General features: G+C 69.6%; 16 protein-coding genes. 5 read left to right on the top strand and 11 right to left on the bottom strand.

What is annotated here, in order from left to right; all coding sequences use genetic code 11:
* The first annotated feature begins 150 nt into the window (after positions 1 to 150).
* Together ACFWBB_RS22730 and ACFWBB_RS22725 are read left to right on the top strand one after the other, a co-directional pair.
* Complete coding sequence (locus ACFWBB_RS22730) at positions 151 to 1,140, top strand: hypothetical protein (RefSeq protein WP_385275318.1); 990 nt, start codon at positions 151 to 153, stop codon at positions 1,138 to 1,140.
* Positions 1,137 to 2,909, top strand: a complete 1,773-nt coding sequence (locus ACFWBB_RS22725; RefSeq protein WP_385275315.1) for a M16 family metallopeptidase — start codon at positions 1,137 to 1,139, stop codon at positions 2,907 to 2,909. Before ACFWBB_RS22730 ends, ACFWBB_RS22725 begins: the two co-directional genes overlap by 4 nt.
* A gap of 169 nt (positions 2,910 to 3,078) precedes the next feature.
* On the opposite strand, the gene glmS is transcribed toward ACFWBB_RS22725, so the two are convergent.
* A complete protein-coding gene (gene glmS / locus ACFWBB_RS22720) occupies positions 3,079 to 4,926 on the bottom strand; it encodes a glutamine--fructose-6-phosphate transaminase (isomerizing) (protein ID WP_385275312.1) in 1,848 nt (615 codons plus the stop codon).
* A 162-nt stretch (positions 4,927 to 5,088) separates the two neighbouring features.
* On the opposite strand from glmS, the gene coaA reads away from it, so the two are divergent.
* Both coaA and ACFWBB_RS22710 read left to right on the top strand, forming a co-directional pair.
* Positions 5,089 to 6,057, top strand: coding sequence for a type I pantothenate kinase (gene coaA, locus ACFWBB_RS22715; protein WP_385275309.1), 969 nt, complete (start codon positions 5,089 to 5,091; stop codon positions 6,055 to 6,057).
* A gap of 16 nt (positions 6,058 to 6,073) precedes the next feature.
* On the top strand, positions 6,074 to 7,012 hold the full coding sequence (locus ACFWBB_RS22710) for a DUF389 domain-containing protein (RefSeq protein WP_385275306.1): 939 nt from the start codon (positions 6,074 to 6,076) through the stop codon (positions 7,010 to 7,012).
* Positions 7,013 to 7,156: 144 nt separating this feature from the next.
* Here ACFWBB_RS22710 and glmM read toward each other — a convergent pair whose 3' ends face one another.
* The 3 genes from glmM to rplM form a co-directional block, all read right to left on the bottom strand.
* On the bottom strand, positions 7,157 to 8,515 hold the full coding sequence (gene glmM, locus ACFWBB_RS22705; RefSeq protein WP_385275303.1) for a phosphoglucosamine mutase: 1,359 nt from the start codon (positions 8,513 to 8,515) through the stop codon (positions 7,157 to 7,159).
* A 271-nt stretch (positions 8,516 to 8,786) separates the two neighbouring features.
* A complete protein-coding gene (rpsI, locus tag ACFWBB_RS22700) occupies positions 8,787 to 9,308 on the bottom strand; it encodes a 30S ribosomal protein S9 (protein WP_385275300.1) in 522 nt (173 codons plus the stop codon).
* Positions 9,309 to 9,348: 40 nt separating this feature from the next.
* Positions 9,349 to 9,792: a 50S ribosomal protein L13 gene (gene rplM / locus ACFWBB_RS22695; protein ID WP_358800794.1), complete on the bottom strand. Its 444-nt coding sequence runs from the start codon at positions 9,790 to 9,792 to the stop codon at positions 9,349 to 9,351.
* A gap of 463 nt (positions 9,793 to 10,255) precedes the next feature.
* Between rplM and ACFWBB_RS22690 the strand changes: the two genes are divergently transcribed.
* Positions 10,256 to 11,131, top strand: a complete 876-nt coding sequence (locus ACFWBB_RS22690) for a hypothetical protein (RefSeq protein WP_385275297.1) — start codon at positions 10,256 to 10,258, stop codon at positions 11,129 to 11,131.
* A gap of 87 nt (positions 11,132 to 11,218) precedes the next feature.
* Here ACFWBB_RS22690 and truA read toward each other — a convergent pair whose 3' ends face one another.
* The 7 genes from truA to infA all read right to left on the bottom strand — a co-directional run bounded on the left by truA (position 11,219) and on the right by infA (position 15,544).
* Positions 11,219 to 12,076 (bottom strand): tRNA pseudouridine(38-40) synthase TruA, encoded by an 858-nt coding sequence (gene truA / locus ACFWBB_RS22685; RefSeq protein ID WP_385275294.1) that lies wholly within the window; start codon positions 12,074 to 12,076, stop codon positions 11,219 to 11,221.
* 112 nt (positions 12,077 to 12,188) lie between these two features.
* Positions 12,189 to 12,686 (bottom strand): 50S ribosomal protein L17, encoded by a 498-nt coding sequence (gene rplQ, locus ACFWBB_RS22680; protein WP_385275291.1) that lies wholly within the window; start codon positions 12,684 to 12,686, stop codon positions 12,189 to 12,191.
* A gap of 191 nt (positions 12,687 to 12,877) precedes the next feature.
* Entirely contained in the window at positions 12,878 to 13,900 is a 1,023-nt protein-coding gene (locus tag ACFWBB_RS22675; RefSeq protein WP_057602885.1) for a DNA-directed RNA polymerase subunit alpha, read from the bottom strand.
* A 155-nt stretch (positions 13,901 to 14,055) separates the two neighbouring features.
* Positions 14,056 to 14,460 carry a 30S ribosomal protein S11 gene (gene rpsK, locus ACFWBB_RS22670; protein WP_010354218.1) on the bottom strand — a complete coding sequence of 135 codons (405 nt, stop codon included), beginning with the start codon at positions 14,458 to 14,460 and terminating at the stop codon, positions 14,056 to 14,058.
* 65 nt (positions 14,461 to 14,525) lie between these two features.
* Positions 14,526 to 14,906 (bottom strand): 30S ribosomal protein S13, encoded by a 381-nt coding sequence (gene rpsM, locus ACFWBB_RS22665; RefSeq protein WP_057584669.1) that lies wholly within the window; start codon positions 14,904 to 14,906, stop codon positions 14,526 to 14,528.
* A 230-nt stretch (positions 14,907 to 15,136) separates the two neighbouring features.
* Positions 15,137 to 15,250 carry a 50S ribosomal protein L36 gene (rpmJ, locus tag ACFWBB_RS22660; RefSeq protein WP_003998809.1) on the bottom strand — a complete coding sequence of 38 codons (114 nt, stop codon included), beginning with the start codon at positions 15,248 to 15,250 and terminating at the stop codon, positions 15,137 to 15,139.
* A gap of 72 nt (positions 15,251 to 15,322) precedes the next feature.
* Positions 15,323 to 15,544, bottom strand: coding sequence for a translation initiation factor IF-1 (gene infA / locus ACFWBB_RS22655; protein WP_003948620.1), 222 nt, complete (start codon positions 15,542 to 15,544; stop codon positions 15,323 to 15,325).
* Between the last annotated feature and the right edge of the window lie 385 nt (positions 15,545 to 15,929).

The following is a 15,929-nucleotide window of genomic DNA, read 5'->3' as shown; positions in this document are numbered from 1 at the left end:
ATGACGCCGGATCACGCCGGTTTCCACAGGACCACACCGGTTCACACAGGACCACACCGGATCGCATCCGGTCACATCGGTGAAGAACCCGCCGCGCGCCCTGGGGGGCCAGCCCGCGCGCCGCGGACAGCGACGCCAGGGGGCGGAGGAATGACCAGCACCACCGACGGCATCACCAGCGGCGGACCCACGAGCACCTCGGGACCGACCTTCGACCCGTACGACAACACACCCGAGCTGATCCCGCTGCGCAGCGCCGCGCAGGCCGGGCACTGGCCGGCCGTCCAGGCCTACTTCGCGGGGCTCGACTCGGCCGCCGAGCTCACCGCGGCCGCCGGCCTGCTCGCGGACATCGCCGGCGTCGAGAACTTCCTGGAGCGGGCGGCTGCCGAACTGCCCGGCGACCCGCTGCCGCGCACGCTGCTCGCCGAGCGGTACGTCCACATCGGCTGGGGGATCCGCAGCAGCGCCCGCGCCCAGCACGTCTCCCAGGACCAGTTCGTCCAGTTCCACGACTGGCTGCGCAGGGCCGAGCAGATCCTGATCGAGGTGTGCGCCGAGCATCCCTCGTACGCCCCCGCCTGGGCGTCCCGCCTGAAGACCGTACGCGGTCTCCAGCTGGGCCAGGCCGAGGCCCGCCGCCGCTACGACCGCCTCTCCGCCCACCACCCGCACCACTACCGCGCCCAGACCCAGCTGCTCCAGCAGCTGTGCCCGAAGTGGAGCGGCTCCTGGGAGGCGGCGCACGGCTTCGCCCGCGAATGCGCGACCGCGGCCCCCGACGGCTCGAACTCCGGCGCCCTGGTGGCCATCGTCCACATCGAGCACGCGCTGGACCTGGACGGCGGCCAGAAAGCGGCCTACATGCAGAGCCTCCCGGTCCGCGACGACCTGCGCAACGCTGCCCACGTCTCCGTACTGCACCCGGCCCACCGGCCCGACTGGGACTCGATCGGCGCGCACAACGCGTTCGCGTTCGCGTTCTCCTTCGGCGGCCATGTCGCGGACGCGGCCCCGCACTTCGCCATCCTCGGCGACCGGGCGACCGAAGACCCGTGGGACTGCCTGCCCGACATGAAGGCGGCGTTCCTCAGGTACCGCAAGGCCGCGCTGGAAACCCGAGGAGGGGGCAACCGATGACCACAGACCTGCACAAGCACGAAAGCCGTGACGACCTCGGCGACCACGCCGAACTCGCCGCTCTCACCGGCCTCGTCTCGCACACCATCACGCACCACATCCCCACGCTCTACGCGCCCGCCTCCGGCAACGAGATCACCGCCGGCCTCTTCTTCCGGGTCGGCCGCGCCGACGAGACCCTGGCCACCGCGGGCATCACCCACCTCGTCGAGCACCTCGCCCTGCACCGCCTCGGCCTGTCCGATCTGCACTACAACGGCGCGACGGCCAACGCCTACACCCTCTTCCACGTCACCGGCAGCGAGGAGGAGGTGGTCAAGTACCTCAACAGCGTGTGCGCGGGGCTGCGGGACCTGCCGATGGAGCGGCTGGAGACCGAGAAGGAGATCCTGCGCACCGAGGCGGCCGGCCGTGGCAGCGGCCCCCAGCACCGGATGCCGCTGTGGCGGTACGGCGCCCGTGGCTACGGCCTGTCCAGCTACAACGAGCTCGGCACCTGGAGCCTGACGCCCGACCAGGTGCGCCACTGGGCCGAGACCCGCTTCACCAGGGACAACGCGGTGCTGTGGATCACCAGCGACCATGTCCCCGACGGCCTGGACCTCACCCTCCCCCAGGGCTCCCGCGTCCCCGCGCCGGCCGCGACCAGCGCCCTGCCCACCACCCCCGCGTACATCAGCGGCGACGACGGCCATGTCGTCCTCACTTCGGTGCTCCGCCGCTCCACCGCGGCCGCCGTCTTCGCGGACGTCCTCGGCCGGGCCCTCTTCCAGGACCTGCGCCAGGAGGGCGGCTACTCGTACTCCGCGGAGGCCGACTACACCCCGCGCGACGCCGAGTTCGCCGTCCTCACCGCGTACGCGGACTCCCTCCCGCAGAAGCAGGACGCGGTCGTCGGCGGCTTCGTCGACACGCTCGCCCGGCTGCGCGTGGGCCGTATCGAGCAGTCCGAACTGGACTCCGTCCGCGGCAAGCTCCTCAAGATGTACGACTCGCCCGACATCGCGGCCTCCGCGCTCCCCTCGTACGCGCTGAGCCTGCTGCTCGGGCACCGGATCCTCAGCCCCGAGCAGCACAGGGCCGAGCTGAACGCGGTGACGACGGACGATCTGCGCGAGGTCGCCCGGGAGGCGTGGGCGGGGGCGCTCCTCCAGGTGCCGGGCCGGGGCGTCGACTGGGCGGGACTCACCCTCGCCCCGCAGTACTCGCAGACCGCTGTGACCGGCACCCGCCACCAGTCGCTGGAGGACGAGGAGATCACGCTGGTCATCGGCGCGGAGGGCGTGAGCCTGCTGACGCCGAGGGGCCCGGTCACCGTCCGCTACGACGCCTGCGCGGCGATGACCGCCCGCCCGGACGGCGCCCGCGTACTGACCGGCCACGACGGCTTCTCGGTCACCGTGGAGCCCACCCTGTACCGAGGGGTGACGCCGGACCGGATCGCGGCACTGGACGCGGCAGTGCCCCCGCAGGCGGTGGTCCCGATGCCGGCCCGCGAGCCCGACCGCGTCCCGCAGCCGCGCAGGCGGACCTCCGCCCCGCGCTCCTCCGGCAGCGGCCGCTCCACCTGGGCCTGGACCACCGCGCTCTGGCTGGTGGGTCTGCTCGCGGCGGTGTGGGGCCTGCTGTGCGCGGTCATCACGGCCGACGAGGCCTCGGCCGCCGCCCCGGAGTGGGACGCGGTGACGGGCGTCTGGATCCTGGAACTCCCCCTCGTCTTCGCGACCTGGAAGGTCTACGCGGCGAGAAGGAAACGCATACGGAGCTGACGAGTCGCCCTGGGTGTCCTGGACGGCCCGCGGCTGTCCAGGACACCCAGGGGCGCGGGGCGCTGCCGATCCGCGGCTCCGCCGTGCGGGCGCGACCAGCGACAACGCACCCGCACCCGCACCCGCACAGAACCCCGCCCCCCTCAGGCGCCCCCGCTCACCCCACGGCTCACTCCACCGTCACCGACTTCGCCAGGTTCCGCGGCTGGTCGACCTCGTTGCCCCGCGCCGTGGCCAGCTCGCACGCGAACACCTGCAACGGCACCGTGGCGACGAGCGGCGACAGCAGCACCGGCGTGACCGGGATCCGTACGAGATGGTCGGCGTACGGCACCACCGCCTCGTCCCCCTCCTCCGCGATCACGATGGTCCGCGCCCCCCGGGCCCGGATCTCCTGGATGTTCGACACGATCTTGTCGTGCAGGACGGACCGCCCACGCGGCGAGGGCACCACCACCACGACCGGCAGGTCCTCCTCGATGAGCGCGATCGGGCCGTGCTTCAGCTCCCCCGCCGCGAACCCCTCCGCGTGCATATAGGCGAGCTCCTTCAGCTTCAGCGCGCCCTCCAGCGCCACGGGATACCCCACGTGCCGCCCGAGGAACAGCACGGTGTCCTTGTGGGCGAGGGACCGCGCCAGCTCCCGCACCGGCCCCATGGTCTCCAGCACCCGCTCGACCGCGCCGGAGATCTGCGCGAGATCCAGGATGACGGCCCGGATCTCGTCGCCCCACTTGGTGCCGCGCACCTGGCCGAGGTACAGCGCGACGAGATAGCAGGCCACCAGCTGCGTCAGGAACGCCTTGGTCGAGGCGACGGCCACCTCCGGCCCCGCGTGCGTGTACAGCACCGCGTCCGACTCCCGGGGGATCGTCGAACCGTTGGTGTTGCAGATCGCCAGCACCTTGGACCCCTGCTCCCGGGCGTGCCGCAGCGCCATGAGCGTGTCCATCGTCTCCCCGGACTGCGAGATGGCGATGACCAGTGACCGCGAGTCGAGGATCGGGTCCCGGTAGCGGAACTCGCTGGCCAGCTCCACCTCGCACGGGATCCGCGTCCAGTGCTCGATGGCGTACTTGGCGATGAGGCCCGCGTGGAAGGCCGTACCGCACGCGACGATGACGACCTTGTCGACCTCCCGCAGCTCGGAGGCCGGGATCCGCACCTCGTCGAGCGTCAGCGCTCCGGAGACGTCGATGCGGCCGAGCAGGGTGTCGGCGACCGCCTTGGGCTGCTCGGCGATCTCCTTGAGCATGAAGTAGTCGTAGCCACCCTTCTCCGCGGCCGACACGTCCCAGTCGACGTGGTACGACCGCACGTCGGCCGGAGAACCGTCGAACCCGGTCACCGTCACACCGTCCCGCCGCAGCTCGACGACCTGGTCCTGCCCCAGCTCGATCGCCGAGCGCGTGTGGGCGATGAACGCGGCGACGTCCGAGGCCAGGAAGGCCTCGCCCTCTCCGACGCCCACCACGAGGGGCGAGTTCCGCCGCGCCCCGACCACCACGTCCGGCTCGTCGGCGTGCGCCGCGACCAGCGTGAACGCTCCCTCCAGCCGCCGGCACACCAGCCGCATGGCCTCGGCCAGGTCGGCCGTCACCGAGAACTCCTCGGCGAGCAGATGGGCCACCACCTCGGTGTCGGTCTCCGAGAGCAGTTCGTGCCCCCGCTCGGCCAGTTCGGCCCGCAGCCCGGCGAAGTTCTCGATGATCCCGTTGTGCACGACGGCGACCCGCCCGGCGTTGTCGAGGTGCGGATGCGCGTTGGCGTCCGTCGGCCCGCCGTGCGTGGCCCACCGCGTGTGCCCGATGGCCGTCGTCCCGGTCGGCAGCGGCCGGGTTCCGAGCTCCTTCTCCAGGTTGACGAGCTTGCCCGCCTTTCTCGCGGCGGCGAGTCCCCCGTCCGCCAGCACGGCGACACCCGCCGAGTCGTAGCCCCGGTACTCCAGTCGCCTCAGCCCGGCCATGACGACCTCTAGCGCCGACTGAGACCCCACGTATCCCACGATTCCGCACATGCGCGGCAGCCTACGACCGAACCCTGTCCCGAAAGAGCCTCCGCGTGCCCGATTTCGGAAATTCCCACGCCTGTAGGCGGCTTCCACGGGGCGTGACGGACCCCACCCGCCAACCTGTTCAAACTCCGTTAACAATGGACTGTGATCTCCCCGGTCCCCCCGATGCCCCGGAGCGCCCACCGGCACAGGCCGGAGGCGACTCCCTTCGTCGACCTCACCCGATCCGAGTGGAGCGCGCTGCGCGAGAAGACTCCGCTGCCGCTGACCGCCGAGGAGGTCGAGAAGCTGCGCGGCCTCGGTGACGTCATCGACCTCGACGAGGTACGCGACATCTACCTCCCGCTGTCCCGCCTGCTCAACCTCTACGTGGGCGCCACCGACGGGCTGCGCGGCGCCCTTAACACCTTCCTCGGCGAACAGGGCTCGCAGTCCGGCACCCCGTTCGTGATAGGCGTCGCGGGCTCGGTGGCGGTCGGCAAGTCGACGGTCGCCCGGCTCCTCCAGGCCCTGCTGTCCCGCTGGCCGGAACACCCCCGCGTGGAGCTGGTCACCACGGACGGCTTCCTGCTCCCCACCGCGGAGCTGGAAAACCGCGGCCTGATGTCCCGCAAGGGATTTCCCGAGTCCTACGACCGCCGCGCGCTGACCCGCTTCGTGGCCGACATCAAGGCGGGCAAGGGCGAAGTCACCGCCCCGGTCTACTCGCACCTGATCTACGACATCGTCCCGGACCGCAGGCTCACCGTCCGCCGCCCCGACATCCTGATCGTCGAGGGGCTGAACGTCCTTCAGCCCGCCCTGCCCGGCAAGGACGGCCGCACCCGCGTCGGCCTCGCCGACTACTTCGACTTCAGCGTGTACGTCGACGCGAGCGCCGAGGACATCGAACGCTGGTACCTCAACCGGTTCCGGAAACTGCGTCAGACGGCCTTCCAGAAGCCGGACTCGTACTTCAGGAAGTACACCCAGGTCTCCGAGGAGGAGGCCGTCGACTACGCCCGCACCCTCTGGCGCACCATCAACAAGCCCAACCTGGTGGAGAACATCGCGCCCACCCGGGGCCGGGCCGCCCTCATCGTCCGCAAGGGCCAGGACCACAAGGTCCAGCGTCTGAGCCTGCGCAAACTCTGACGGCTACCCTGCCTGCATGCTGCACCTGCGTCTGATCACCCCGTCGGGCAACACCGACGACGTGGTCCGCCTGATCGAGAGGACCGTCGGCACCACCCATCTCGTGGTGGTGCCGGGGGCGGCCCGCAACCCGGCCGGCGATGTCGTGATGTGCGACGTGGCGCGCGAGGCCGGCGACGAACTCCTCACCGGACTACAGGAGTTGGGCCTGGACCGGACGGGCTCGATCGCCGTCGAGAACATCGACCTGTCGCTGTCGCGGCGCGCCGACAAGGCCGAGGCGGAGGCGCCGGGCGAGGGCGCCGACGCCGTCCTGTGGGAGCACCTCACGGACGCCACCCACGAGGAGTCGACGCTCTCCGTCACGTACCTCGCGTTCATCACCCTCGCCACGATGATCGCCGCCTGCGGTGTGGTGCTCGACAACGCGGTCCTGATCGTGGGCGCGATGGCGGTGGGCCCGGAGTTCGGCCCCCTGGCCGGCATCTCCACGTCGATCGTGCAGCGGGCTCCCCGCCTGGCCCTGCGCTCGCTGATCGCCCTGCTGGTCGGCTTCGCGGTGGCGATGGCGGCGACGGTGGGCTTCAGCCTCTTCATGGACGCGGTCGACCTGTTCAGCAGGGCGCAACTGGAGGCCGACCGCCCCCAGACCGGCTTCGTCTACGCCCCCGACGCCTTCTCCTTCATCGTGGCCGTCCTGGCGGGCGCCGCCGGCACCCTCTCCCTGACCTCGGCGAAGTCCGGCGCCCTGGTGGGCGTGGCCATCTCGGTCACGACGGTCCCGGCAGCCGCCAACGCCGCCGTGGCCCTCAGCTACGGCGACATGAACCAGACCTGGGGCTCGACAACCCAGCTCCTGCTGAACCTGCTGGGCATCATCCTGGCGGGCACGCTGACGCTGCTGGCCCAGAAGTGGTTCTGGGCGAAGCAACGGCAACGAGCACACGCGGGCTAGCAGGGCGGACCCGCTTCCCAGGGGCGCGGGGCTCTGCCGATCTGCGGCTCCGCCGCGTGGGCGCGACCAGACACGACGCAGCCTCAGCAGCCGCAGCCGCAGCCCGCAAACCACGGAACCCCCACCCCGAACCCGGCCCGTCGGCTAACCGAGCGCCGACTTCACCACGTCCGCCAGCCGCCCGGCCACCGACCGAGCCTGGTCGATATCCGCCGCCTCGACCATCACACGCACCAACTGCTCGGTCCCGGAAGGCCGGAGCAACACCCGCCCGGTGGCCCCGAGTTCCCGCTCCGCCTCCACGACGGCAGCCGCCAGCTCGGCCGAGTCCGAGACCCGCGACCGGTCGACGTCCGGCACATTGATCAGCACCTGCGGCAACCGCTCCATCACGGAGGCGAGTTCCCGCAGCGAACGCCCACTCGCCACGACGCGCGCCGCCAGCATCAGCCCCGTCAGCGTGCCGTCACCGGTCGTCGCGTGGTCGAGGATGATGACGTGCCCGGACTGCTCGCCGCCGAGCGCGTAGCCGTGCTGCTTCATCTCCTCCAGCACATACCGGTCGCCGACGGCGGCCCGCACGAGGTGGATGCCCTCCCGCTCCATGGCCAGCTTGAAGCCGAGGTTGGACATGACGGTCGCGACAACGGTGTCGGACCTCAGCACACCCCGCTCCCGCATGGCCAGCGCGAGCACCGCGAGAATCTGGTCCCCGTCGATCTCGTCGCCCGTGTGGTCCACGGCCAGGCACCGGTCGGCGTCCCCGTCGTGCGCGATGCCGAAGTCGGCCCCGTGCTCGATGACCGCGGCCTTCAGCTTGTCCAGGTGCGTGGACCCGCACCCGTCGTTGATGTTGAGCCCGTCCGGCTCGGCCCCGATGGTCACGATCTCCGCGCCGGCCCGCGTGAACGCCTCCGGCGACACCCGGGCGGCGGCGCCGTGCGCCTCGTCGAGGACGATCCGCAGCCCGTCCAGCCGGTTGGGAAGCACGGCGATGAGGTGCGCGACGTAGCGGTCGAAGCCCTCGTCGTACGACCGCACGCGTCCGACACCACTGCCGGTCGGCCGGGCCCAGGGCGCGCCGGTGCTGTGCTCCTCGAAGAGGGACTCGATCCTGTCCTCGAGCTCGTCGGCGAGTTTGTGGCCGCCACGGGCGAAGAACTTGATGCCGTTGTCGGGCATGGCGTTGTGACTGGCGGAGAGCATCACACCCAGGTCGGCGCCGAGCACGCCGGTGAGGTAGGCGACAGCGGGCGTCGGCAGCACGCCGACCTTCAGCACGTCCACTCCGGCGCTCGCCAGGCCGGCCACCACGGCGGCCTCCAGGAACTCTCCGGACGCGCGCGGGTCCCGTCCGACGACGGCCACCGGCCGGTGCCCCTCGAACGTGCCCGCCTCGGCCAGCACGTGCGCCGCCGCGACGGACAGGCCGAGCGCCATCTCAGCCGTCAGATCCGCGTTGGCGACACCGCGCACGCCGTCCGTGCCGAAGAGTCGTCCCACTTGTCCTCCTGAGGAAGCGTCAGTTTCAAAAGCGTGCGGGCGCGTCGGACGATCGACCGGCCATCCGGTCGGCGGCGGCTCCGCATCCAGGCATTTCATGCCCTGAACATCCGATCACACAAGCCTTTGAGCACCTTGTGCCGTTATACGCCCACGGATGCGAGAAAACGAACGCCCCGGCGACACTGTGGCGTGCCGCCGGGGCGTTCGGAGTACGTGCGGGCGAACCGAACCGGTCCGACCCGGAATACGTACGAGCAGGCAGCGAAGCTTAGCGCTTGCTGTACTGCGGGGCCTTGCGGGCCTTCTTGAGACCGGCCTTCTTGCGCTCGACCGCGCGGTCGTCACGCGTGAGGAAGCCGGCCTTCTTGAGGGCGCCACGGTTGTTGTCGACGTCGGCCTCGTTCAGCGCGCGGGCGACACCGAGACGGAGCGCACCGGCCTGACCGGAGACACCGCCACCCGAGATACGGGCGATGACGTCGTAGCGGTTGTCGAGCTCGAGCACCTTGAAGGGCTCGTTGACTTCCTGCTGGTGCACCTTGTTCGGGAAGTAGTCCTCGAGGGTGCGACCGTTGATCTTCCACTTGCCGGTGCCCGGAACGATCCGGACGCGGGCGATGGCGTTCTTGCGACGGCCCAGGCCGGCGGCCGGCTGGGCCTCGCCGAAGCGGGAGGCGAGGGACTCCGAGGTGTACTCACCCTCGACGGGCACCTCGGACTCGGTGGTGTAGCTCTCGATGTCGACGAGCTCGGTCTCTTCGAGCGGCTGCTCGGCAGTGGTCTCGGCCACGGTTCTCCTCAGTTCTTTTCAGCTAGGGGTGTGGCCGGAATTACTGCGCGACCTGGGTGATCTCGAACGGCACGGGCTGCTGCGCCGCGTGCGGGTGCACGTCACCCCTGTAGACCTTCAGCTTCGAGAGCATCTGACGGCCCAGCGTGTTCTTGGGGAGCATGCCCTTGACGGCCTTCTCGACGGCCTTCTCGGGGTTGTTCGCGAGGAGGTCGTCGTAGCGCACGGAGCGCAGACCGCCCGGGTACCCGGAGTGGCGGTACGCCATCTTCTGGGTCCGCTTGTTGCCGGAGAGGTGCACCTTGTCGGCGTTGATGATGATGACGAAGTCACCGGTGTCGACGTGGGGCGCGTAGATCGGCTTGTGCTTGCCCCGGAGGAGGGACGCGGCAGTGGTGGCGAGACGGCCCAGGACGATGTCCTGAGCGTCGATGACGTGCCACTGGCGCGTCACATCGCCGGGCTTGGGGCTGTACGTACGCACGGTTCGTAGCCTTCGCTTCTTCAGTGAATTGGTCCTGACAAGGTCACCGAAGACGATCACGACAGCCGAGACCGCACTGCGGTGACGCAAGCCGCGTGCTGGTCGCTGGTCATCGGCCCGGTGAACCGGTGTAAGGGCCCGTCCCGTGAGAAGAGCAAGCCAATACACAACGAAGATGCAGGATACCCGTGTCTCGGGGGCCGGGTCAAAACGGGGCCTGTCACCCGATCACGCGTGAGCATGCCAGCCTCGCCGGGACGCACCGCGGAGCCCCGCCGAAGGCCGCCACCGGAAACCCTCATCCGGAGTGGCCTGCGCCACACCCACGCCGCCGGCCTGCGGGAACGCCGTACCAACCACCCGGAGATGTCACCTTTGCCCGCACTCGCGCCGGGAACTCCAGGGACTTCGGCGCCGGTTGGGGCGGAACAGCATCCCCCGCTCCCCGTCTAAGATGCGGCCCATGAGCTATGGGCAGGGGGGACCTCAGTCCCAGTGGGATCCGTGGAAACCGAACTCCCAGCAGCCGTGGACCAGCGGCGATGACGGCCCGACTCCGGACTGGGCCGCGCTCGCGGAGGCGTCCGAGACACGCAACAGGCGCCGTCGGCTGTTCTTCATAGGCGGCGGCGCGCTCGCCACGCTCGCCATCGGCACCGCCGTGACCATGGCCGTGGTGTCGGCGAACAGCAGTGACGAGGCGAACAAGCCGACCTCCTCGCTGCCCGCTTCCGGCGGCCTGCCGAGCGCGTCCGGCACCCCCTCCTTCGCCCCGACCAGCGCCCCGCCCCCGCTGGACCCGAAGGAGTTCATCGCCAGCAAGGCCAAGGACACCGCCCCCAACGGGCCGGACCTCCTCTTCCCCGGCACCCAGCTGACCATGGGGTCGGCCGTGTACAAGAAGGGCCCCAAGGCCGACAGCACCACCTGCACGACGAGCGTCCAGGGCACCCTGCCCCAGATACTCACCGCCAACGGCTGCACCCGCCTCATGCGCATCACCTACACCAAGGACAACATCGCGGTGACGGTCGGTGTGGCGGTCTTCGACACCGAGGCACAGGCCCTCAAGGTCAAGAGCCAGGCCGACAACAAGAGCATCGTCAAGGCCCTCACCGGCGGCGGCGTCAAGGCCTTCTGCGACGGCGCGATCTGCCGCTCCACGACCAACTCCTACGGCCGGTACGCCTACTTCACGATCACCGGCTTCACGGACGGCAAGGACGTGACGACGAAGGACACGGCGGTCTTCAAGGCCGGCGACGACCTCGCGGAGTTCTCCTTCCAGCGGATCCGCCAGCGCGGCGAGGCCCAGGCATCGGCGGCCGCCAACAACTGACCGCGCCGCCGACGCGCGACCGGCAGAGCAGCCGCACGGCCGACAGAGCAGCCGCACGGCCGACAGAGCAGCGGCACGGCCGGCAGATCAGCAGCACCCGGCTCCGGGCAGCGTCCGCCTGTTGCGCGCCTCCTTGTTACGGGCGGCGAGCAGCTCGTCGGCCGGGTAGCCGACCTCCTCCAGCGTCAGCCCGTGCGGCCGTACGACATGCACCGCCGAGTCCCGCACGCCCGCGGCCAGCACCTTCCCCGGCCACTCCGCGGTCCGGTGCCCGTCGCCCACGAACAGCAGCGCCCCGATCAGCGAACGCACCATGTTGTGGCAGAAGGCGTCGGCCCGGACGGTCGCGGTGATCACACCGTCCGCACCGCGCACCAGGCTCAGCTCCTGGAGCGTACGGATGGTCGTCGCGCCCTCCCGCCGCTTGCAGTAGGCGGCGAAGTCGTGCTCGCCGAGCAGCCGCCCGGCGGCCTCGTTCATGGCGTCGACGTCCAGGGGCCAGTCGTGCCAGAGGACATGGCTGCGCAGCAGCGGGTCGACACCCCCAGGGTTGTCGGTGACCCGGTACGCGTACCGCCGCCAGATCGCCGAGAACCGCGCGTTGAAGCCGGCCGGCGCCTCTTCGAGGGACCAGATCCGCACGTCCTTGGCGAGCCGCCCGGCGAGCCGCTTGAGCAGCTTCTCCCGGTGCTCGGCCCAGAGCCCTTCCGGCAGATCGACGTGCGCCACCTGCCCGCGCGCGTGCACCCCGGCGTCCGTCCGCCCGGCCACCGTCAGCTCGTAGGTGGTGTCCTTCGACCGGGTCACGGTCCGCAGCGCGTCCTCGATGTCCCCCTGCACGGTCCGGCGCCCGCCGGCCTGCTTGGCCCACCCGGAGAAGCCGCTCCCGTCGTACGAGAGATCCATCCGCACCCGTACGAACCCGGGCTGTACTTCGTCACTCACCCCTAGATCCTCTCAAGCCTGCGCCCTGCGGAGAACGCCTCGGAAAACGCCGTCGGAAAACGCGGAACGGGCCCGCCCCGAAGGGCGGACCCGTTCACTGCCAGGCGGAGCCTCAGGCGTCCTTGGACTCCTCGGCCGCAGCCTCGTCGGCGGGCTTGGCGTCCTCGACGGCCTCGTCCTTCTTGAGGTCGTCTTCCTTGACCGCACGCTTGGTGGCGGCCTCGGCCTCACCGGTGGCCTGCTGCGCGACGGTCAGCGCCTCGACCAGCTCGATGACAGCCATGGGCGCGTTGTCGCCACGGCGGTTACCGATCTTGGTGATGCGGGTGTAGCCACCCGGGCGGTTCTCGTAGCGCGGGCCGATCTCGGTGAAGAGCGTGTGCACGATGCTCTTGTCCGTGATCACCTGGAGCACCTGACGGCGGTTGTGAAGGTCGCCCTTCTTCGCCTTGGTGACCAGACGCTCGGCGTACGGACGCAGCTTGCGCGCCTTCGCCTCGGTGGTGGTGATACGGCCGTGCTCGAACAGCGCCTTCGCGAGGTTCGCGATGAGCAGCTTCTCGTGCGCGGCGCTGCCGCCCAGACGGGCACCCTTGGTGGGCTTCGGCATGGTGTTTCTCCTAGGTGTCTGCCCCGGCCGTATCAGGTACCGGGGTCAGTATCCGAGCAGACGGTTGTCTGTCGAAGATCCGGACGCCTTTCTCAGCGCGCCCGGAGGGCCCGCGCCCTCGAAGGGGCGCGGGGAGCTGCGCGACCAGCCACAACGGCCCCGCAGCCAAAAACGGCAGACTCGCGGAGCGACTAGTACTGCTCGGTCTCCACGAACCCGGCGTCCGCGTCGTCGTCCGCGCCGAACGCGTCCGCCGCGGCGGTCGGGTCGAATCCGGGCGGGCTGTCCTTGAGGGCCAGGCCCATGCCGGCCAGCTTCGCCTTGACCTCGTCGATGGACTTCGCACCGAAGTTACGGATGTCCAGGAGGTCGGCCTCGGAGCGGGCGACGAGCTCACCCACGGAGTGGATGCCCTCACGCTTGAGGCAGTTGTACGACCGAACGGTGAGCTCGAGCTCCTCGATCGGCAGGGCGAGATCAGCGGCGAGGGCGGCGTCCGTGGGGGACGGGCCCATGTCGATGCCCTCGGCGTCGATGTTCAGCTCGCGGGCGAGACCGAACAGCTCGACCAGCGTCTTACCGGCGGAGGCCATGGCGTCACGCGGACGCATCGCCTGCTTGGTCTCGACGTCGACGATCAGCTTGTCGAAGTCGGTGCGCTGCTCGACACGCGTGGCCTCGACCTTGTACGTGACCTTGAGAACCGGCGAGTAGATCGAGTCGACCGGGACGCGCCCGATCTCCTGACCGATCTGCTTGTTCTGCACGGCGGAGACGTAACCGCGACCGCGCTCGACGGTCAGCTCCATCTCCAGCTTGCCCTTGCCGTTGAGCGTGGCGAGGACGAGGTCGGGGTTGTGCACCTCGACACCGGCCGGGGGCGCGATGTCGGCGGCGGTGACCAGACCCGGGCCCTGCTTGCGCAGGTACATCACCACGGGCTCGTCGTGCTCGGACGACACGACCAGCTGCTTGATGTTGAGGATCAGGTCGGTGACGTCCTCCTTGACACCCGGCACGGTGGTGAACTCGTGCAGCACGCCGTCGATACGGATGGACGTGACCGCCGCACCCGGGATCGAGGACAGGAGGGTCCGGCGGAGGGAGTTACCGAGGGTGTAACCGAAGCCCGGCTCCAGCGGCTCGATCACGAACCGGGAGCGGAACTCGTCGACGACCTCTTCGGTCAACGAGGGACGCTGAGCGATCAGCATGTGGCGATCAGATCCTTCTTTCGTGGACGCCCGCTATTTGACGCCCGACGGAACCGTGCGTACTCACCGCACGGGTACTGCAAGGGTACGGGCGATACGGCCCTTTTTACGGAGCCGTACCGCCCGAAAGCCTCAGACCGACAAGCGGCCGTGCGTCAGACGCGACGACGCTTCGGCGGACGGCAGCCGTTGTGCGGGGTCGGGGTGACGTCCTGGATGGAGCCGACCTCGAGGCCCGTCGCCTGCAGGGAGCGGATGGCGGTCTCACGACCGGCGCCCGGGCCCTTGACGAAGACGTCGACCTTGCGCATGCCGTGCTCCTGCGCGCGACGGGCAGCCGACTCGGCGGCCATCTGCGCGGCGAACGGCGTGGACTTGCGCGAGCCCTTGAAACCGACGTGGCCGGCGGAGGCCCACGAGATCACGTTTCCGGCCGGGTCCGTGATGGACACGATCGTGTTGTTGAACGTGCTCTTGATGTGCGCCTGGCCATGCGCGACGTTCTTCTTTTCCTTGCGGCGCACCTTCTTGGCAGCGCCCTGACGTCCCTTGGGGGGCATCTAATAACTCCTACGGGAGGTGGTCGGTCCTACAGCGAAGACCGCTGATGAGCGTCCGCTGAGGACTACTTCTTGCCCGGCTTCTTCTTGCCGGCGATGGCGCGACGCGGGCCCTTGCGGGTACGAGCGTTCGTGCTGGTGCGCTGACCGCGGACAGGCAGACCACGACGGTGACGGAGACCCTGGTAGCAACCGATCTCGACCTTGCGGCGGATGTCGGCCTGGACCTCGCGACGGAGGTCACCCTCGGTCTTGATGTTGGCGTCCACGTACTCGCGGATCGCGACGAGCTGCTCCTCGGAGAGGTCGCGAACGCGGGTGTTCGGGTCGACGCCGGTCGCTGCCAGCGTCTCCTGGGAGAGGGTCCGGCCGATGCCGAACACGTAGGTGAGGGCGACCTCCACACGCTTTTCGCGCGGGATGTCGACACCGGAAACGCGTGCCATTCAATGGCTCCAGTTGATCTTCGGAGGTCTTCCACAGATCCGACTCCCGTCCGCCGGCCTCCTCGCACTGCGCGCGAGGCACAGTCGGGGATTAGGTACGAACCGGGTCCTCGGCCTCCGAGCCGAGGGTGTCAGGCGAGCGAACCCGCCTGGGACCTGCGTATGAACAGTTTGCTCGCGTCGCGCGAAGTCTCTGCGATATCGATGCAGAGGGTGTGATCTCTGAGCGATCAGCCCTGGCGCTGCTTGTGGCGCGGGTTCTCGCAAATGACCATGACCCGACCGTGACGGCGGATCACCCTGCACTTGTCGCAGATCTTCTTGACGCTCGGCTTGACCTTCATGGGATGTGAGGTTCTCCGGGTCAGTTGCCGGCCACCCCGCACGCAGGAACGCGCACGGAGCCTGGGCAAGATCTACTTGTAGCGGTAGACGATCCGGCCACGCGTCAGGTCGTACGGAGACAGCTCCACCACGACCCGGTCGTCAGGGAGGATACGGATGTAGTGCATACGCATCTTGCCGCTGATGTGCGCCAGGACCTGGTGGCCGTTCTGGAGCTCAACCTTGAACATGGCGTTCGGAAGAGACTCGACGACAGTGCCCTCGATCTCGATGGCACCTTGCTTCTTGGCCACGCTTCGCCCTTCGAATCGACTACCTTGATCGTCTCTCCTGCACATCCCTTACGGGCGCATGCAGACATGCGGGTGCACGAGAGCCGACGAGTCAGTCTACGTCAGGCCTCGCCGAAAGACGAATCGAGAAGTCTGCCCCGGCGAGGAGATCCTTAAGCGGACCCCGGCGCCTCCAGCCGGTCCGGCGCTTGAGGACGAGGCCCGTTCATGGGCCGGAGCGGGGGTCTGGGGGCACAGCCCCCTGGAACGGGAAGGGAAGGGGCGGCGGGGGCGAGAAACCCCACGACACGCCCGGCTCGGCGGTCCTCAGCCCAACGGATCCGGCGCCGCCACAACCCCGTGCTCCGCCAACTTCGCCCGACCCCCGTCGGGAGACGTCAGCACC

Origin of the sequence: Streptomyces sp. NPDC060000, from assembly GCF_042737375.1 — a bacterium.
GTDB lineage: Bacteria > Actinomycetota > Actinomycetes > Streptomycetales > Streptomycetaceae > Streptomyces.
This window is presented reverse-complemented; position numbering and strand designations above follow the sequence as displayed.